This window comes from Syntrophaceticus schinkii, from assembly GCF_000946815.1.
GTDB classification, from domain to species: domain Bacteria; phylum Bacillota; class DSM-12270; order Thermacetogeniales; family Thermacetogeniaceae; genus Syntrophaceticus; species Syntrophaceticus schinkii.
On sequence record NZ_CDRZ01000258.1, the window covers coordinates 32,531 to 52,087 of the forward strand.

Sequence of the window (19,557 nt, forward strand, 5' to 3'; positions counted from 1 at the left end):
AATTATGACAAAAGGTTACTTTGCTTTGATTTTACACGCTCACCTCCCCTATGTCCGCCATCCGGAACATGAATATTTTTTAGAGGAAAAGTGGTTTTACGAAGCGATCACAGAAACCTACCTCCCCCTCCTCTGGACCTTTGAAAAGCTGGCAGAAGATGGGGTCGATTTCCGGGTTACTTTTAACCTCTCACCAACACTGCTTTCAATGTTCAATGATGAACTCCTCCGGCAGCGTTATGTCCGTCATTTGGAGCACCTTCTGGAACTGGCCAACAAGGAAGAGGCCCGCACAAGATACCAGCCGGAGTTTCATGGCAACGCCCTGATGTACCGGGATCTGCTCTCCCGTGCACACTACCTCTTTACAGAAAAATACCGCTGGAACCTTGTAGAAGCCTTTAAACGGCTTCAGGATGCCGGTAAACTGGAAATTATCACATCCGGAGCCACCCACGGCTACTTTCCCTTGTTAGGGGTGCAGAGGGAAGTTATCAACGCCCAGGTAGCAATAGCCGTTGATCTCTATGAGCGCTGCTTCGGGCGGCGCCCAACAGGATTCTGGCTGCCGGAGTGCGGTTTTAAACCAGAAGATGACAGAATATTAAAAAAACATGGCATTAAATATTTTTTTGTTGAGAATCATGGGATTCTCTATGCTTCCCCACGCCCCAAGTTTGGAAATTACGCCCCCATTTACTGTCCCTCCGGTGTGGCAGCCTTTGGCAGGGATAGAGAATCATCAAAACAGGTTTGGAGCGCAAAAGAGGGGTATCCTGGGGATTTTAACTACCGCGATTTTTATCGGGATATCGGCTATGATCTGGATCTTTCCTATATCGGGCCTTACCTTCCCGATGGCCACATCCGTACACACACTGGAATCAAATACTACCGGATCACCGGCACCAGTGACCACAAAGAGCCCTATGTCAGATCCTGGGCCTTGGAAAAGGCAGCAGAGCATGCAGGGAACTTCATGTTCAACCGCGAAAAGCAGATAGAGTGGCTTGCCGGAATTTTCGATCGCAAGCCGATAATCGTTGCCCCCTATGATGCTGAGCTATTCGGTCACTGGTGGTTTGAGGGACCCCAATGGATTGACTTCTTGATTCGAAAGATCCGCTATGACCAAAAGAACATTGAGATGATCACCCCGGGTGATTACCTGAACATCTTCCCCTGTAATCAGGTATCAACTCCCTGTGAATCCAGTTGGGGTTGGAAGGGCTATCATGAGGTGTGGCTGAATGGTGCCAACGACTGGACCTGGCGGCATCTACATAAGGCTGGAGAACGAATGATCGAACTGTCCAATACCTATCCAGAGTCAGAAGGCATACAGAGGCGCGCCCTCAATCAGGCAGCCAGAGAACTCCTCCTGGCACAAAGCAGTGACTGGCCGTTTATTATGAAAACCGGAACAATGGTGGAATATGCTAAAATGCGTTTCCAATCACATATCGCCAACTTTAACAGGATTTATGAAGAAGTTAAAAGGAACTCCATCGATGAAGGGTGGCTGAGCTGGATAGAGAGCTGCAACAACCTCTTTCCCGAGATCGACTACCGAGTCTACCAGACACATCATGTAACCGATCTCCCGGGCCCGCTGTCCCAACAAACGGCAGCAGTTAGTGGTTAGTGGTTGGTGGTTCGAAAAAAGATGATAGTGCACAACGCGCGCAAGGGAAATAAACTAACCTGTGCCTTGACTGAAAGAACCAGTGCTCTAACCTTTCAAATAACTAATATTCGGGTAGAAAAGATTGACCCCCGCATAAACGGGAGTCATCTTTTTTGCTTAACCTTCTAGGGACGGTTCTCTTGATCCAGCTTTTTTAAGAAAGCCGGATCAAGAGAACCGTGAATCTGTATAAAAAGTACTGGGTTTGAACACCATAATACGTAGATTCATTCACTGCAAGGCATGCCATATGTTGTGGTGTCGGACTACAACAAATTCCCACAATCTACCGTCCCCTTGATCCATTGACCCTCTCTGGTACAGGTTCAGGACATGGGTAACACTATGCCCCCAGTCTAATCACTAACTTGCCAATCACCAACGACCACTAAACTGTCCCCTTTACACGCAGAAATGCACCAGGAACCGTCCCCAGTGCACGTCCTGTGATCGCGTTACTTCAGAATGTCTTGGATTTTTTGTACGTACATGTCGGTCAGGGATTCGGCGGTTTCTTGGTTGAAGGCTTCACTGTATACTCTGCAGACCGGTTCATCGGCATCCGGGAGTATGAGTGCCCACCCCTCGGGGTGTTGTACTTTGATCCCTTCTGCTGTTTCGATTTTTTGTTCGCCTGACTCCTCTGCCAGATGGCGCAGCACTTTACCTTTATCATTCCAATCGACATCTACATCTCTCCTGACTGTGACAAATCCAGGGAGTTCAGCCAGAACCTCTGACAGCGTCCTTTCCCGGCGCGCCAGGTATTCGGCAAGTGAAGTCAAAACTGCAAGAGCATCGCTGTAGAGGAGAAACTGGGGGCAACGTTGCTGTGAGGCGCACACATCCTCTTCTAGAAATGTCTGCATCATAGACCAGGGCGCTGTTTTTGTGCGTCTGACATCCCCTCCCTGCTGTCGTGCCATCTCCACCACCGATTCAGGAGCTGTTACCGGAAAGGCTAAAATGGAGTTTTGGTTGGACTGCATAGTGATCAGGGAAAGGAGTGCATAAAATCTGTCCTCACTGACAATCCGCCCTTGATCATCAACCAGCACCACCCCTTCACCACCTGAATCCAGCACAGCACCATAATTAGCTCCCTGCTCCCGCACAACCTCACCGAACTGTTCCGCGGCTTTCAGCAGTTCCGAAAAGGTCTGGGAATGCGTGCGAGGAGCAGCAAAGGTGATCACCTGACAGCCCAGGGCATCAAAGAGACCTGGAAGCAGAGCACCAAGCTGGCTGGGGTCGTAATCGACAACGATCCTGTATCGTTTACGCCTGATCAGCTCCCGATCGAGGAATTTCAACAGATAGTTGATATAAGAACGGTTGACATCAGGCAGATATTCCACCGGGTGAATTTCTTCCTTCATCGCGTAGCGGTATTCCTCGCGGCTCAGCAGGCCCTCCACCTTGCGCTGTTCTCCGCGAGAGCAGTCCGCTCCGCGATCATTCATCAAACGAACGTTGATTTTATTGTGGCCCACCCGATAGATGTGCACCCCTCCTAATAAATCGAAGGCGCGGATCCCGTAGCGGTGTACCGGCATGGTTACTTTTCTCAGATCAACAACTTGCAGGCCACTGCTCATCAGACCGGAAAGAACGGCATTTTTGATGACCTGGGTATCAGGGTATCCATCTGAGCCCAAGGAAAGCCTTCCTTGTTTGGCGAGACTTGAACCCAGGGCCAGCCCAAGGCAGCAGGCAAAATCCGGAGTGATCTCTGTGAAGAGGTCCCCGGTAATACCGCTGTTGCCGAAAAGCCGCGCCCTGCCGCAGTTTCCCCACACAAGGCTCTTAGACAACCTCGTTCCCTTTTCCACCCACTTCTCCGGCCAGATCTTGACCCCGGGCTTGATCACACTCCCTTCACCAACAACACTCCTATCTCCGATCATAGATCCCTCAAAAGCCCTGGCACTTGACAGCAGTAGGGCACCTTTTCCTAAAACCGCTCCCCGCAGTTCCGCTCCTTCCCCTACCATGGAATTATCCCAGAGGATACACCTTTTCAGGGATGATCCCTGTCTGATCTGCACCCCATTACCCAGCACAGCCAGGGGACCGATACTGGCATTGGGGCCGATGATACAGTCATCGCCGATGACAACCGGCGGGATCAATGATGCTGATGCATCAACTTGCACATTTTCGCCCATCCATATTCCGGCACTGGCCTCTCTGCCAGGTAAGGAAAGAAGTGTGCCCTTCTTTTCCAGGATGTCAAACTGTGATTGCATATACTGCTCTGCATTGCCAATATCACACCAGTACCCTTCGGTTACAAAGGCGTAAAGGGGTTCACCAGCAGCCAACAGACGCGGGAAAAGGTCTTTGGAAAAGTCAACCATCTTGTTTGCATCGATATATTCCAGGATCTCCGGCTCCAAAATGTAAATCCCTGTGTTGACAGTATCGCTGAACACCTCCCCCCAACCCGGCTTTTCCAGGAAGCGCACAATCCTCCCTTGCCCATTTGTAATCACAACCCCATACTCCAGGGGGCAGGTAACCGTCGTCAGAACCAGTGTCGCCAGAGCTTTCTTCTGTCGATGAAACTCAAAGGCCTCCTGCAAACTGCAGTCGGTCAGTGCATCCCCACTGATCACCACAAAGGTTTCATCCAGAAAAGCAGCGGCATTTTTTACACTTCCTGCTGTACCCAGGGGTGTATCCTCAGTGAAATACCTCAGCTTGACACCGCGACCAAAATTGCTGCCATCACCAAAATAACCCTTGATCTCCTCAGGGAGGTACTGCAGGGTAACAGCAGTTTCGGTAATATTGTGGCGACCAAGCAATTCGACAATGTGCTCCATACAGGGACGGTTCAGCACCGGCACCATGGGTTTGGGCAGAGCACAGGTCAGAGGGCGGAGGCGTGACCCCTCTCCTCCAGCCATGATCACTGCTTTCAATGATATCTCCCCCCTTTAATGGTTTCTGCTAACTCTTCTGTTTGTTCTTCTCCTATGAGATATCCAGGAACCGCATACCTGCCAATATCTGCTATTCCCTGACGCATTTTTTTTCTGCAAATCAATTTTCGCAAGCCAGGAATCGGTCTTCCATGCGCTGGCTTCATAGTCATCATGAACCTCTGCGTAAACTTCCTTGGTTTTATAAGCGATTTCCTCCCAGGTATACAGCTTGCGCAGGTCCTGATAAGCTCGCTCGGCCAACCTGTTCGCCAGATCCGGCTCATGGAGCAGACGCAAGATGTTGTCAGCAAAAGAATTGGGATTTCCCACGTAGCACTTCAAGCCATTTACCTCATGGTGAACGATCTCACCAAGCCCCCCTACATCAGCCACAACTACCGGGGTATGGGCAGCCATAGCCTCCAGTGCCACCATCCCAAAGGGTTCGTAGAGGCTGGGAAAGACAGCCACATCCGCCTCCCGGTAGAGAAAATCCCTGGTGTCATCATCGATATAACCTGTAAAATAAACCCTTCCATAAACACCCATGTCCTGGGCTTTGTTTCTCAGATAATCCAAGGCCGGCCCCTTCCCGGCAATAACGAACTTAACATCTGAATAATACTGGAGTACCTTGGGAACCGCATCCAGGAGAATTTGGGCACCCTTTTCCTGAACAAGCCTCCCCACAAAAAACACGATCTTCTCACCGGGAGCAGCATAGTGGTGCAGAGAGAGGTGTTCTATATCTCTCCGCTGATAGCGGTCCAGATCAACCCCATTGGGAACTATCCGTATCTTGTCTGCAGGAAGCTGAAAAACACGCTTTAACTCCTGCTCCATATAGTGACTGCAGACGATAACCCGCCAGGATTCATAGGTTAACCACCACTCCACATCACTGATATAACGCTGCAGATCATTATGCAGACCCTGATTGCGCCCATACTCGGTAGCATGGATGGTGGCAATCAGGGGTTTCCTGTATGCTTGTTTGAGTGCCCTGCCGGCGTAGGCAACAAGCCAATCATGAGCATGTACCAGGTCTATCTCTTCCATGGAATTGACCAGCGGTACAGCATACTCAACCATCCGAATGTTAAGCTGCAGGATCCAGGTAAGAAAATCAGGGGCAGAGAGATTATAGGGCTGCAACCTGTAAACGAAGACACCGTCGACCTCCTCGTGCTCCTTGGAGTTCGCATCGCCGATGGTGATCAGGTGCACCTCATCCCCCGCCATGGCCAGCGCAGTTGTCAGGTCATAGACATGCTGGGCCAGTCCCCCCACACTGCGTGGGGGATACTCCCAGGAAAGCATTAAAATCCGCATTACCGCATCTCCTTGCACATTTCTTTTCATGACATACCAAATATCCAACGCAAAAAGCCTCTGTTCAAGAAAGTGATGAGCCAACCCTTGAGATATATTGAGAACTTTTTGCCTTCTGGTGCCTGTCACCATTTAGCCACATTTGTATAGACAAGTTACGCTTCCGGGTGGCTGGCACCAGTGAGGGGCTAAGGTATTTCCCCGGTGTGGATCTCCAGGGACCAATTTCTCCCATGGTTGTTGTCCCAATTACCGGCGTGGTCTTTAAAACAGAAGTTTAGCCTGCTTTCATCATCAGCCTCAAACTCGACCTCCCAGACACCATCGCTCCTTTTCATAGGTAGATCGGAAACAGAATTCCAGCTGTGAGAGTGTCCGTAACCCCTGTGCAAGTAGATGTCCCGCGCTCCCGCCTGTGCCAGGAGTCCGTTGTACTTAACAGTTACCCTTTCTCCCAGGGTCAAGGGAACAGGAGAAATAGCAACACCCCCCTCTACCTCCACCTCCCGCCTTTTGTGGGCATCGGTACTTCCTTGGGCGATGCGGCGAGTTCTGGTTTCACTGCGGCGTTTTTGATGTAACATATATACCACTCCCTTCTAAAGTAGATGTCTGAACCAAGATGCCAGCTGTCGAAAACTATCGACTGGTCTTTTTGACGATCCCAGGACTGCATGGGTATCTAACAGCTATCATCCAACCAGCAACGGCTATTCTTTGCTGCTCCTCAACAAGGGCAAATTAATAAGTGAGATCATTGTGCTAACAAAGATAAACCGCTATTTTCTTTTCTTAGGAGCTTGCGGTGACATAGTTGTCAGATCAAAAATGAATCCTGCCAGAAACAAATAATTACTGCGAATTCAGCAACTGTATACAAAAATCAGTGTTTAACCTACCATGGCAACAGCCGCGGCAACAGTCGATTTTTCTCCTCTTAGTATGCAACCCCGCAAGGTAAATATACGGGAAATACATGAACAGGATTAAATATAGGGATAATAAACAACAGAAACAGAACTTGGAAAGCAGGGAAAAATATGATTCCCTTTTTCAAATGGCTAGGTAAAATTATCAGGCGTTCAGCAGGTGAGGCTGTTGGACATTTGCTAAAACCAGGTGATCCCGGTTATCAGGAGGAACGCACCCTCACTTCAAACCTGGATCAAAATTTGAAAATAATCACTGAAGTTTTTGGGCTCAGCGATGACCTCATGTCCCGTAAGATTACCATCGGAAGAGGCAAAAAACATACACGTGCAGCAATAGTTTACCTGGATCCTCTGATCAATTATTCCCAGCTGCAGCAGGGCCTGATGCGCTCACTAATGACTGTGGAACATCTGCCCAGCGCCGGAATTACAACAGAATGGCTGATCAATAATGTCATTTCCAGCGGAAGAGTCATTGAAAAAGATAAGTGGGTGGAGGTTACTGATGAAATCAACCGCGGATCTGTCTGCCTTTTTATCGAAGGGTTAGATAAGGCACTTCTCATCAAAATTGTTGAAAAAACAAGCCGACAGGTTGATCAACCTGTCGTAGAGACAGTGTCACGGGGACCCAGTGATGGCTTTAACGAAGATGTGCGCACAAACTTGGGGTTACTGCGTAAACGATTACACACATCCCGCCTGGCTGTGGAAAACCTGGAGATCGGTGAATTGACAAAAACAGAGGTAAAACTGGTTTACCTGAAAGGCTATATAGCTGAAGGCTTAATCACAGAAATCAAAGAGCGTATGCGGCGCATTAGAGTAGACGGCATCCTCGACAGCAGCCAGGTGGAGGAATTGATCCAGGACTGCCCTTACAGCCCATTCAGCACTTTGGATGTTACAGAGAGGCCGGACAAACTGGCAGGGAACCTATTGGAGGGAAAGGCCGCTTTGATGTTCGACAACACCCCCTTTTCCCTTATTATACCCGCCACCCTGGGTGCACAGGTACAAAGCCCACAGGACTATTATGACCGCTACTGGTACAGTTCTTTTATCAGACTCCTGCGCTGGATGGCGCTTCTGATCGCACTCCTGGGCCCCTCACTCTATATTGCTATTATCACCTTTCACCAGGAACTGCTGCCCACACCCTTACTGATGACTATACTAATATCCCGGGAAGGAGTGCCCTTCCCTGCCTTAGCGGAGGCTCTGCTCATGGAGCTTACCTTTGAAGTGCTGCGTGAGGCAGGGCTCCGACTCCCCCGAGCCTTCGGCCAAACCATCAGCATCGTGGGTGCCATCGTCATTGGTCAGACAGCGGTAAACGCAGGATTGGTATCACCGGCAATGGTGATCGTTGTGGCATTGACAGCAATCGCAACCTTCACCATTCCCTCATCAAGCCTGGCCAACAGCGTCCGCATTCTGCGCTTTCTTTTTATGTTTTTTGCGGCCTCCTTTGGTTTGATCGGTGTTCTAGTAGGGTTTTCCATCCTCTCCTATCACCTCTGCTCCCTGCGGTCATTCGGTGTTCCCTACCTTACCCCCCTGGCACCGGTATCTTTAAGTGATTTAAAAGATACCTTGATCCGAGCACCCGCCTGGAAAATGCGCTTCCGGCCGCGCCTTATCGGTTACACCGACCCCCAGCGGCAGAACGCTAACTTAATACCCCGCCCAACAAGGATGCGGGGTAAAACCTCCAATAAAAAAAGGAGGAAAAAATAATGCTGGACAAGGGACGCATCAGCAGTGTGCAACTGTTACTGCTGTTAATAATTGCCGATGCCGCCACCGCTTTTCTTTATGGCCCGGCGGCATCAATACAACTCGCAGGCCGGGACAGCTGGCTCAGTGTTTCTGCCTTAGCCTCAGTTTCTGGACTGGCGGTAGCACTGGTATCTATTGGACTGGCCCGCAGGTTCCCACAGCAGGTCTTTACTGAGTATTTGCCTCAAATCCTGGGCGGTATCCCCGGGAAGATTTTAGCTGGGATTTATGCTGCAGTTTTTATCCATTACACCGCTGTCATTGTCAATGAGGGATCCACCTTTATCCATGTAGCCTTTTTAAGGGAAACCCCTGTGATGGCTATAGAGATTATTGGCATTCTGGCGGCCATCTACGCTGTCTGCCTGGGTATCGAGGTTATCGCCCGGCAGAACGAACTGAGCTGGCCGGTGTGGGCACTATCACTTTTACTTATACTTCTCCTGGTGGCCAAGGAGATTAATCCCGAAAATTTCAAGCCATTTCTGGAAAACGGGATTATGCCTGTTATCAAAGGTAGTTTTGTTGTCAGTCCCTTCCGAGGGGAGGTCTTCCTATTGCTCATGCTTTTTCCCTACCTCAACCAGAAGCAGGAAGCACTTAAAACCGCTGGTTACTATGTTCTTGCCCAAGCAGTTCTCCCTGGAATAATTACAGCAGTAATAATAGGGGTCTTTGGCGACATCGTTCCCACTTACATGGTCTTCCCTACTTATAATCTCGCTCGCTATATCTCGGTGGCCCAGTTCCTGGAACGCATTCAGATCCTAATAGTGGTCATGTGGATGGCGGGGTTGATCGTCAAGATGGCAGTATTCTATCACTCCGCCGCAATTGCCGCTGCCACAACTCTGGGACTCAAAAATTACCGGATAACCCTTCTTCCCATTGCTATTGCCACAGTGGTGATCAGCAGGGTGTTTTACGGGACCCAACTGCATTTGACTAATTTCCTGTTTAAGACCTGGCCCTACTACGGAGGTGCTGTACAACTGCTGATCCCAGCTATAATGCTATTGATCGCCATCATCCGCAAGAAAGGTGGAGAAAATGCATCATGATTAAGTTGATTCGGAAAGTAGTAAGCCTTTTCCTGGTCATTTTGATCCTGTTGACCTCCGGGTGCTGGAACAGGAGAGAAATACAAACACTGACCATCAATTCTGCCATCGGTTTTGATCGGATCACCACAGGTGGGCAATCCAAAATCCTGCTCTCTGTACTTACAATAAAGCCCTCTCGCGCTTCAGGAGGAGCCGGGGGTATGGGAGCAGGAGGTGGTGGGCAAACACAGGCAGCAACAACCGGAGAGGTTATTTCGATCACCGGGGAAACCATCCAGGACGCAGTGCGCAACTGGGACCAGCGCTCTTCCAGGCAGCTGTTCATGGGTCATACTGTGCTTTTTGTGATCGGGGAATCTATTGCCAAAGAAGGGATCGGTTGGGTGATCGATTTCGGTAACCGCAACCGGGATATTCCTGAGCGAGCTATGGTTGTGGTCTGTGAAGGGTCGGCCCGGGACTGTCTCCAGGCCCAGTCGGAATTTGAACCAATGCTTTCCACTGAGGTCTTTAATATACTTAATCTCAACAAATTTTTTACCTCCAAAACCCAGGGAACAAATCTTTTTCAGGTAATGTACGACCTTGTAACCCCGGGGAGAGAAGTTTCTATGGCCTTCCTGAAAACCTTTACACCGCCGGAAAAGGGATCCGCTGTCAGGCAGATCCCAGCAACTGGCGGAAAAGACGGTGAAGGTGACCAGCCCCAGCGGAAGGTTTTCACTTTAACGGGAGCTGCAGCCTTTCGCGGCGAAAAACTGGCGGGACGATTAAATGAGGTGGAAACCCAGGGGCTGTTATTTATCAAAAGCGAGGCACAGGGGGGGATAATTCCCATTACCTTTGACTCCACCCGAAAAAACATATCATTTCTTTTCCGGGATGTTAGTACCAAGGTAAAACCGGTAATCAAAAAGGATGGGATCACTTTTCAGATCAAGATCAAGGGAACAGGTGAACTGATCGGAGCAGCACCTCAAACCGTTGATATTACAAAGAAAAGTAATGTTAAAAAAATGGAAGGCCTGATCAACCAGGAGGTAGAACGCCGCTGCCGGAATTCAGTAGTCAGAGCCAAGGAAATGAGAGCTGATATTTTCGGGTTTGGAGATAAAATCCACCGCACCCATCCCCAGGTTTGGAAAAAAATCGAGAACCGCTGGGAAGATATTTTCCCTCATGTCGACATAGATATCAAAGCGGAATTTTCCGTGGAGCACTCCGGCTTGATCAATAAGTCGCTGGAGATAAGGTAACCACTCACGACAGATCACGGAGACGGCAGACTGTGTGAAAACCATTGTACCCTTTTTCTATCCCTCACTTACGACTAAATTCCGGTTCTTTTTAGGGATAAGGGACACCAATTACCTGCTATTTCAGTTATACCCCCCACTTCTGGCCGTTGACCTGGTGATTCTGCTAGTTATCACACAGGCTGACGGTTCTTGTGATCTCTTTTGTGAAACCGCAGGAGATCACGAGGACAGTTCTTGTGGCTGGTCTGATTCGCTTTTGATTCATTTCGAATGGATCAGGAAGACGGCATAAGGTGTGGTTTACCAACCACCAATATATCGGACGGCAGTTTTGGTCTAGCCGCTGCACAGTTGGAAAACCATCCACAAAATATTGCTGATATTTTCTGGATATACTTGACATATCATGACACAAAAGGGATAAAATATTATAATATTTATCTTTACGGAGATATCTGAATATTCAAGTAGTATTATAGCGACAAGTTGTCGATATCGGCGTGAACAGTCGTTAATCGGATTTGATCTATTTCTCATATATGGTATATATTTATAACTACCCTATCATTAACAATGGACAACCTAAGAATAAATAATTGGCCACGAAGGTCTTGTTGCTCTTATGAATATGAGAGCGGGTTTCGTGGCTTTTTGTCTTTTTTGAAAGGCAAACACTTTACCATCTCAAAAATATAAATGCAATCGACGACTTCCGGCATCAGACATCTATTTTCAGGTAGGTGATGGATATCAGCGCAAATAACAAATTGGTACTCAAAAAAATTGAAGAGCTCTATGATGCCCTCTTCTATCACAACGGATTTGGAGAAATGCGTATTGAAATGCGCTTTTTGAAGAAGGGGCAGAAAGAGATCGTCATTCACTGCGGTAAACAGTACCGCTATGTTGTAGACTATCCGGACGAAACATGCCAGAGGCCTGCCCCGGGAAGGGGGTTGGTAACAACAAAAACATAACAGTGTTTACAGATCCCTAAATGTCCAGGAACGGCGGGTGTTACGGTTTACCGACCTCTGACTTCTGGCATCTGGCATCTGGCCTCTATGTACTTTTCGGCCTCTGACCTCTGGCATTAGACATCTAAAGAGCCCGGGGGTCATGTGGCATGATGATAGATTATTAATACACTGAGGAGGTGGTAAGTTTTCTAACTGCCGGGAGAGTCGGCGAAGCAGGCGGCCTGTCGTGGGGGCCGGAGGTTGCTTGCATGAATACCCGACAGCTGTAAAAGTTTTTCCCGGTATCTATGTACGTATCTATGCACGTATCTATGTACGTATCTATGTACGGCCTCGATTTTTTAATAGCCGCGGGTGTGGGGCCCGGGCTCAGGAAAACATGATGACCGAACACAAAAAATTTAAAGAGGGCGGTTCTGTGGGTGAACCCTTCTACAAAAATCAGGAGGGAATCACATTGAGTAAGAAGTTAAGAAAGCTGCTCAAGGGCACCGGGGGTTTCACCCTGTTGGAGCTCATTGTAGTCATCACCCTGATGGGCTTCTTGATTGCCATTCTGGCACCACGGCTGGCCAATATGACCGATGTCGCTGTTGACATGCAGTGCGACAACAACAAACAGCGCTTGACCGAGATCGTCAGCACCTTCATCACCATGAACAACCGGCTGCCTGACGGGCTGGTAAGCTTAGCGGTGAAGGATACAACTGATGCTTGGACAATCAGCTCTGACGACGGCAACCCCGCGAACGGACCGGAGTTCCTTTCCCGGGAGATGGCTGATAACAACAACCTGGGCGTGCTTACTGTAACAGAAGCAGATACGGATTTAGTGGAAGCCTTGATAGATATGGGCATCTCGAAAATCTACTACTACAAGGATATGGGCGGCACTGACCCTGATGCCAAATGGGTGCTGCAGGATCCCATCGACTTGACTGCTGCTACTTTTGAAGTGGGTCTGGCTGTAGTAGGATATGATGGTGAATTTGCAGCTGGCGCACCCGCCCTTGCGGATGGTGCAAAATACTCCAATGCAGGCCTCATCGGGCGCATCCTGCTGGGTGTCCACTCCGAGTGTGAGCTGGTGGAAAACGGCATGATCTCCAATGCCGGAGTTTATGCCGATGCCCAGCGCAAGACCGAGTACTACAAGTACGGCTACTACACGATCATCATGCCGCGGTTTGAGGATCAGGCCACTGCTCTTGACGGAATCACTGTCAATGCGTTCCTCGATACCAATGACAACGATACTAAGGATACTGGCGAAAGAGTATTTACATTAGCTGATTGGGACGCTGAAGAAATCTGGGACTACTATGTGATGTGCCCTGAGGGACACAAGTTCCACATGAGCATCGATGGGGAGCACCTCTACATTCTTTATACACCGACACCATAAACATTACACACGTTGTATTGTATGACCCCAAACCGAAGCTGATTGATATAACCCGGGGGAGGGTAACCCCCTCCCCCCATTTTAACCAGACATCTTTATCATATCTCTTCAACAGCAGTACCGCCCAGCATTGGCCGAGGCGAAGCAGTGTTCCGGCAGCAGTTTTGCTCTGCTGGTTTTTGACTTTATCTTTGCAGTCGGCAAAGAGCATTTATTATTCACTTATAGATTATTCCACTGCAAAAGTCATTTTCTGTTTGAAGCACAACTACATATAGTGAGCAGCTTGACGGATAACCACAACCCTTAGCTTTTAACAAATGTTAAAACAGGGTTTCCGCATTTGAATCATACAGGGTGAGCATATAGACCGCTTTTCCATAAAGAACCGAGGAGATTTATATAAATCTGCAAATACCCCAATTGCTGGGTGATATTTTGAAAACAACAGGGAAATAATCCCTGCCACATACAGCTTTTTCATTCAGAAATGCCTGCAAACATCCCTTTAGGCAATGCGAAAGTGTGGTGAGGAGAAATTTTCGATAAGCGAAAGAAGAATTGTGCGGGTTTCACACTGCTGGAACTGGTGATCATCATCACCATCATGGGCTTCCTGGTGGCTATTGTCGCCCCTTTTATGGGATTCCTTGACAACAGGCAGAGGACGAAGATGACCAGGGAGAGGATGATGGTCATCTGCACCGCAATCCTGGGTGATGACAGTGCCCGCGATAACCGGAACATACCACCCGGCAGCTATGTGGGGGACCGCGGGTGCCTCCCCCTCCTGCACCCCTCTGAATGGGACGACGAAAATAAGCGCTGGGATTGGCCGCATTTGGAAACCGATCCTGAAGACCCGGAAACAATTGAAGACAACAACGGCACCGGGCAGCCCCTCTCCCTCTGGGAGGAGGTGACTGCTGAAAAAGACGACTGGCGGGGTCCCTACATCTCCTGTCCTCATGACGAATACCCCGGGGATACCGATAATCTGAAACCGGAGATGCACGAGTTCAAGATGCGCCAAACTGAAGGGAAGCTGGCTGATGCCTGGGGCCGCTCCATCCTCTTCTGGAAAGAGTATGAAGAGGGCGGAGGAGAGGAAACCGCCACTCTCTGGATCATCAGTGAGGGGCCTGACCGCAAAAGCGGCTGGCGGGATGCCATGAAAGGAGGCAACATGGTGCTGCCTGGAGATCCAAAGGCAGTACGCTATGACCCAGCAGCAAAGGAGAGCAAGGATGACATCGTCGTCAAAATCACACCCAATGAGTGGTATGCCCCCGGCCAAGCAGCCCAGGAATCTAGAGAGAAAAAGACGCATCAGCTGCTGGAAGAAATTAAAACAGCACTCCTGGGACCTGCAGGTGCCTTTGATGCCAACGGCAGGAGGATCATCAGCGGTTATCTGGGTGATCTGGGGTCCTGGCCGTCCCTTTACGAGTGGGTAGCAAGCAGTGAAAACGGTGAGGGTCATTGGGAGGAAGCGGACGGCGGCGAAGGACAGCCCCGCGGCCTCTGGGATGAAAGCTGCGTTGAGGAACCGGTGGCCGGCACCGGCTTCCGGTGGAGCGGACCCTACCTCTCCAGACCCTGGGGGAAAGGTGAGGAAGAGGTGCTGCGGGATGGCTGGAACAACCCCCTCAAGTTCACTCTGGATGAGAATGCACAAGTCCTTACCATAACCAGTGCAGGCCCTGATGAAGAATATGGTACGGAAGATGATCTCTTCATCGAGATCGCGGCAGCGGAGTGGCAGGTTGAGGAGTTAACTGAGGGCAGCCTGAAGGGACGGCTTGAGAACAACAACCCAACATTGGGTGAGGTAATAGTTGTTTTCTACTACCATCCGGAGGAAGAACCAGCAGAATCGGAACCTATCCCGCTGAAAGATCTCGAAGAAAACAGTATCGAAAATATCGATTTTTTAATAGAAGTACCGGAAAGCTCCTCTTTCATCTGCACAGGGCAGCGCCTTGTCAAGGTGTTCTCTGTCAATGATGGTATAAGAGGAGATGAACTCACCCGGACAACTGTCTATATCAGCACCAGGGGGACACAGTCTCCAACAATAGTACAACTTGTTCTGAAAATTCCGCCCGGTGAACCCGTTGATAACGGTGAACCTGGCTAGCCCAAGCGAACCCAGTGAACCCGGTTGAGCCCAGTGAACCCAGTGAACCCGTTGAACCCGGTGAGCCCAGTAATGGTGAATCACCCCCCACACCATGAGGGGAAATTGCCTAACCAGGCTTACCATGCATAACAATAAAAATGTGCACAAAAAACCTTCAGCAAAGGTGGTCATATAACTTGTTTTCCATTCTTGCATTGGAATTGGATGGCCCTATTATCCGGGCAGCTGTACTCAAGCAGACAGTGCGGGGGATCCGCGTGATTGAGTGTCTGGAGAGCAGCCGCCCCTCAGAAGGCGAATCTTTGACTGCAGAAGAATTAGAGATGCTGATTTCCAGAATCGATAAATGCCCGCGCAGTTTGGTGGTAGTCACACCACAGGTGGAGATGGTGGAGATCACCATGGAAGCCAAGCGTGTGGAGAAGATGAAACCCTATCAGATTCGGGAGGCGGTTCGCTGGGAGGCGGAGCCCTATTCTACCCTTCCCGCTGCAGAGTGCCTTTCCGGTTTTGAAATTGGCCATCTCATGGAAAAGAACGAGACAGGAGTTTGGGTGACCATGCTCCCCCAGGAGGACTACCAGGAGCTCAAAAGGGTCACAGCTGAGGCAGGGCTCAGGCTAAAACGTGTTTATCCACCTGATCTATGTTTCTCTGAAGCTGCAGCTCACTGGAACACTGAGCTCGAGCAAATTGCAGTCAACATCGGGCATGAGAGCATCAGGTTTGCTTTGATGTTAAATGGAGAGAGCATTGCCTACAGGATGGTGCCTGCGGGAATCGAGGCCATCCAGGGATACCTCGATGGTGATAGGGTGGACAAAAATATGGTGGATGCAGTGCGCGATGTGCTGGCAGCCTGGGATGGGCGTCACAAGGTTATCGTCACCAGCGGCTGCGGTGCCCTGGACCGCATGGTCAATGGCTTCTTTCGCCGCGAGTTCGGTGTCAAGGTTGAACCCCTCCACATCCCCGCTGAGATCAGTGAAAATGCCGCTGTTTTTGCCAATGCCGTGGGGGCAGGACTCAGGGAGCTCTATTTCGGGACGAGCTGGAAAACACCGGGGATCACCGATGCTGCGGACCTGGCCAAACTGATCAGAGAATCGATCCACATCTATCCCCTGGTGGCCGCAGCAGTGGTTATTGCCTTTTTCTTCGGCCACTACTTTTGGATCAACCATCAGATCAATGTTGTCGAACAAGAAACCATTGTACTGACCAGACAGCGGGATCACCTGAAAACCCTCGATGAAGAACAGAAGAAGCTGGAAAAGGAACGGAATCTGCTCTCCACCAAGTTTGACTTCTTGACAAATGACGCAGATGCTGCACTGAATGAAAAACAAATACTCTTTAACACACTTGGTGCATGTGCCCCATGGGATCTACAGCTGAAGGAAGTGAAATCCGCTCAAGTAGACACAAAGGGTAAAAAGACTAAAGGCGCAGCAGCAACCGCATCAAACCTTTGGGATATCTCCGGTACAAGCGGCAGCACCGCATCCATACATAACTACGTTGCTGCCATTCACAAAAAAGATTGGTGTGAATCTATCCAGCTGGTCAGCATCAAACTGAGCAGCTCTAAAACCAGGACAGACGAGGAGATAGAGCCTTCATCCTCTTATGATTTTATCCTTAAGCTCAAGGTCAAAAACAGTTAAGGGGTGAACAGAGTTGAAACGAAAACTGACAAAAACTGAGAAATTCCTGATCATCACTGTTATATTGGTTGCTGCCCTTTATTTCTATGTCAATAAATTCTATGACCCCGCCATGACAAAACTGAATAACTCTCGCCAGTCAGCAGTAGCTCTGCAGAGTGAAATCAATCAGCTGGGGGGTTATGGTGGGGAAATGATGCTCGAAAAAAAAAGTCAACAATCTTCATAAAGAGGTCGACAAACTCAATAAAGAGGTCACCGATCTGTCTGCATCCAAAAAAGCCGAAGAACCAGGTGGAGACCACAACCCTGGCCACCCGATTAGCCAGCCTTATCCCACAGGGGGTACGGGATCTCAATGAACTCCTCTTCAAAGAAGAACTGGAGGTTGCCAAAAGCCTGAATAAACCGGAGGATGCTTTTCCCTGGCGTGAATACAACTGCTCAATGGAAGGCAGCTATAGTGAACTGGTCAGCTATCTTGGACTGCTGGCCAGGATGAATGAAGTCGTTGTCATCAAAAATATACATGTAAAAGAGAAATCTGAGGGTTATATCTATACCCTTTCCTTTACACTGTTAATTTAGTTGGAGGTGTTTACCTTTAACACCCAATCTGTACCCTTTCACAAAAAACAGGTAAGCCATATTGAAGAACTGCTGCTGCTTACCAAAGAAATGGATGCCTCTGATCTGCATCTTTCTGCTTATTCTCCTCCGGCAATCCGGGTGGGGGGGTACTTGATGCCTGTTAAATGCCCCTCCCTGACACCGGAAGAAATACGGAGACTCATTGATCAGCTGCTCACACCCAGACAGAGAGAGGTGCTGGAAGAGAGAAAAGCTGTGGACCTGGCAGTAGAAGTGAGCGGTATGGGACGCTTTCGTATCAACTCCTATTACCAGAGAGGCTTTATCACTGCTGCCATCCGCCGCCTGGCAGACAGGATACCGGAGCTGGAAACCCTGGGGCTCCCCCCCTCGGTCTGGAAGCTTGCGGATCTCAAAGATGGCCTCGTCCTGGTTACAGGCACAACAGGCAGCGGTAAAACTACCACTCTGGCTGCGATCATCGAACGCATTAACGCCACATCACGCAGAAACATCATTACCATCGAGGACCCCATCGAATACCAGCACTTTAACAGGCAGAGCATCATCAACCAGAGGGAGCTTTACAGCGATGTGCCCTCTTTCTTTGATGGGCTGCGCTCCGCACTGCGCGCCGATCCCGAGGTGATCCTGGTAGGGGAAATGCGCGACCTGGATACCATGCGTACCGCGGTAATGGCTGCGGAAACCGGGCATCTTGTTTTTTCCACACTCCACTCCCGTGATGCCGTCTCCTCCATCACCCGGGTCCTGGGTATCTTCAGCCCGGAGGAACAAAACCAGATCAAGCAGCAGCTTTCTATCTCCCTGCGTGCGGTCATCTCACAGCAGCTGCTCCCCAGGGCAGATGCACCCGGTCTCCGTGTCCTGGCATCAGAGGTGATGTTTATCACCCCGGCCATCAGCAACCTGATCCGTCTGGGAAAACTGGAGAACATCTTTACAGCCATCGAAACCGGCAAGAAACATGGAATGCAGACCACAGAGCAGTCCCTCTTATCCCTTTATAAAAAGGGATTGATCGACTACCGGACAGCACTGCAGAGCGCCCGCAACCCCTCATTTATCAAAGAAAAAATAGGTACTTCGTAGTCTCTCGGAAACAAACCTACAAAAGACAATAACTGGGAGACGATAAGTATTCAAAAACTGCTTTGTGCTCTTTGACAACTTCATATAGCAATGGCAAGAGAGAAAAGATCGACTAATGCCTCAGAAGGCAATACTTAAGTAAGCCCGGACCCAAGGAAAAATCCAGGGTTAGAAAAGAAGCAAACCAACAAATATGTCTATGCTACTTTATTTATCAGACCTAACTTAAGAAAAAGGGAACCCTTCAATGTCTTAACTTGAGCATCCAAGTGTTGGTTAATAGCTGCAAGAGAGGCAATCCAGAACCAGCGCTTTTCTGCTCGCAGCCGGGCGCTTTCAATATTGTAATCCACCAAAATACGTTTTAATGTGCGTTCCACAGAGGTGCGTTTAGCAAATCTTTTCTTCCAAGCCGCTGAACCCCGAGGTGTTTTAGTAAATAAGCGCAGGTCATCTTTTGGCTTCGTATAGATAACCCGTCCATAGGAAGAGGGAGAACAAGCCTGTCTGTGAGCGCACTTATCCAGGCATTTATACAAAGGACAGCGCCATTTTAAACGGTGACGCTTCTGATTAATACCCCAATACACCATCTTTAAACCTGCAAGACACACAGGTATGCCCTGCTCATTGAACTTTGCGGGAGGAAGAGAAGGCTGTCCTTTCCTTCGC

At 49.3% G+C, this 19,557-nt stretch carries 15 protein-coding genes; 11 read left to right on the forward strand and 4 right to left on the reverse strand.

Annotated elements, in window-relative coordinates; translation table 11 throughout:
- Positions 1–4: 4 nt before the first annotated feature.
- Entirely contained in the window at positions 5–1,645 is a 1,641-nt protein-coding gene (locus tag SSCH_RS11870) for a glycoside hydrolase family 57 protein (RefSeq protein WP_044665643.1), read from the forward strand.
- A 497-nt stretch (positions 1,646–2,142) separates the two neighbouring features.
- On the opposite strand, the gene SSCH_RS11875 is transcribed toward SSCH_RS11870, so the two are convergent.
- The 3 genes from SSCH_RS11875 to SSCH_RS11885 all read right to left on the reverse strand — a co-directional run bounded on the left by SSCH_RS11875 (position 2,143) and on the right by SSCH_RS11885 (position 6,533).
- Positions 2,143–4,605: a sugar phosphate nucleotidyltransferase gene (locus SSCH_RS11875; protein ID WP_232294425.1), complete on the reverse strand. Its 2,463-nt coding sequence runs from the start codon at positions 4,603–4,605 to the stop codon at positions 2,143–2,145.
- A 24-nt stretch (positions 4,606–4,629) separates the two neighbouring features.
- Positions 4,630–5,949 carry a glycosyltransferase family 4 protein gene (locus SSCH_RS11880; protein ID WP_084711146.1) on the reverse strand — a complete coding sequence of 440 codons (1,320 nt, stop codon included), beginning with the start codon at positions 5,947–5,949 and terminating at the stop codon, positions 4,630–4,632.
- Between the two features lie 188 nt (positions 5,950–6,137).
- Positions 6,138–6,533, reverse strand: a complete 396-nt coding sequence (locus tag SSCH_RS11885) for a carbohydrate-binding protein (RefSeq protein ID WP_084711144.1) — start codon at positions 6,531–6,533, stop codon at positions 6,138–6,140.
- Positions 6,534–6,989: 456 nt separating this feature from the next.
- Here SSCH_RS11885 and SSCH_RS11890 point away from each other — a divergent pair, with 456 nt between their 5' ends.
- The 10 genes from SSCH_RS11890 to SSCH_RS11940 all read left to right on the forward strand — a co-directional run bounded on the left by SSCH_RS11890 (position 6,990) and on the right by SSCH_RS11940 (position 18,885).
- Positions 6,990–8,621 carry a spore germination protein gene (locus SSCH_RS11890; RefSeq protein ID WP_052835610.1) on the forward strand — a complete coding sequence of 544 codons (1,632 nt, stop codon included), beginning with the start codon at positions 6,990–6,992 and terminating at the stop codon, positions 8,619–8,621.
- On the forward strand, positions 8,621–9,724 hold the full coding sequence (locus SSCH_RS11895; RefSeq protein ID WP_044665645.1) for a GerAB/ArcD/ProY family transporter: 1,104 nt from the start codon (positions 8,621–8,623) through the stop codon (positions 9,722–9,724). The genes SSCH_RS11890 and SSCH_RS11895 overlap by 1 nt, the downstream gene beginning before the upstream one ends.
- Positions 9,721–10,983, forward strand: a complete 1,263-nt coding sequence (locus SSCH_RS16885; protein WP_052835611.1) for a Ger(x)C family spore germination protein — start codon at positions 9,721–9,723, stop codon at positions 10,981–10,983. Before SSCH_RS11895 ends, SSCH_RS16885 begins: the two co-directional genes overlap by 4 nt.
- 746 nt (positions 10,984–11,729) lie before the next feature.
- Positions 11,730–11,963, forward strand: coding sequence for a hypothetical protein (locus tag SSCH_RS11910; RefSeq protein WP_044665647.1), 234 nt, complete (start codon positions 11,730–11,732; stop codon positions 11,961–11,963).
- A gap of 229 nt (positions 11,964–12,192) precedes the next feature.
- A complete protein-coding gene (locus SSCH_RS11915) occupies positions 12,193–13,371 on the forward strand; it encodes a type II secretion system protein (RefSeq protein WP_044665648.1) in 1,179 nt (392 codons plus the stop codon).
- A gap of 538 nt (positions 13,372–13,909) precedes the next feature.
- Positions 13,910–15,511 carry a prepilin-type N-terminal cleavage/methylation domain-containing protein gene (locus SSCH_RS11920; RefSeq protein ID WP_084711145.1) on the forward strand — a complete coding sequence of 534 codons (1,602 nt, stop codon included), beginning with the start codon at positions 13,910–13,912 and terminating at the stop codon, positions 15,509–15,511.
- A 179-nt stretch (positions 15,512–15,690) separates the two neighbouring features.
- Positions 15,691–17,181, forward strand: coding sequence for a hypothetical protein (locus SSCH_RS11925; RefSeq protein ID WP_044665650.1), 1,491 nt, complete (start codon positions 15,691–15,693; stop codon positions 17,179–17,181).
- Between the two features lie 13 nt (positions 17,182–17,194).
- The gene (locus SSCH_RS11930; protein WP_044665651.1) at positions 17,195–17,410 is read left to right on the forward strand and encodes a hypothetical protein; all 216 of its coding nucleotides are present in this window, start codon (positions 17,195–17,197) and stop codon (positions 17,408–17,410) included.
- A 65-nt stretch (positions 17,411–17,475) separates the two neighbouring features.
- A complete protein-coding gene (locus SSCH_RS11935; protein WP_044665652.1) occupies positions 17,476–17,769 on the forward strand; it encodes a hypothetical protein in 294 nt (97 codons plus the stop codon).
- A 6-nt stretch (positions 17,770–17,775) separates the two neighbouring features.
- The gene (locus tag SSCH_RS11940) at positions 17,776–18,885 is read left to right on the forward strand and encodes a type IV pilus twitching motility protein PilT (RefSeq protein WP_052835613.1); all 1,110 of its coding nucleotides are present in this window, start codon (positions 17,776–17,778) and stop codon (positions 18,883–18,885) included.
- Positions 18,886–19,082: 197 nt separating this feature from the next.
- Here the strand turns inward: SSCH_RS11940 and SSCH_RS11945 are convergent.
- Positions 19,083–19,557 (reverse strand): transposase (locus tag SSCH_RS11945; protein ID WP_044665662.1); only part of this gene is annotated, 475 nt, incomplete at its 5' end.

What these genes read in the sequence shown, in the direction of transcription:
- SSCH_RS11870 (WP_044665643.1), top strand. Translation starts at nt 5, where the DNA reads ATGACAAAAGGTTACTTTGCTTTGATTTTACACGCTCACCTCCCCTAT.
- SSCH_RS11880 (WP_084711146.1), bottom strand. Translation starts at nt 5,949, where the DNA reads ATGCGGATTTTAATGCTTTCCTGGGAGTATCCCCCACGCAGTGTGGGG.
- SSCH_RS11885 (WP_084711144.1), bottom strand. Translation starts at nt 6,533, where the DNA reads ATGTTACATCAAAAACGCCGCAGTGAAACCAGAACTCGCCGCATCGCC.
- SSCH_RS11890 (WP_052835610.1), top strand. Translation starts at nt 6,990, where the DNA reads ATGATTCCCTTTTTCAAATGGCTAGGTAAAATTATCAGGCGTTCAGCA.
- SSCH_RS11895 (WP_044665645.1), top strand. Translation starts at nt 8,621, where the DNA reads ATGCTGGACAAGGGACGCATCAGCAGTGTGCAACTGTTACTGCTGTTA.
- SSCH_RS16885 (WP_052835611.1), top strand. Translation starts at nt 9,721, where the DNA reads ATGATTAAGTTGATTCGGAAAGTAGTAAGCCTTTTCCTGGTCATTTTG.
- SSCH_RS11910 (WP_044665647.1), top strand. Translation starts at nt 11,730, where the DNA reads ATGGATATCAGCGCAAATAACAAATTGGTACTCAAAAAAATTGAAGAG.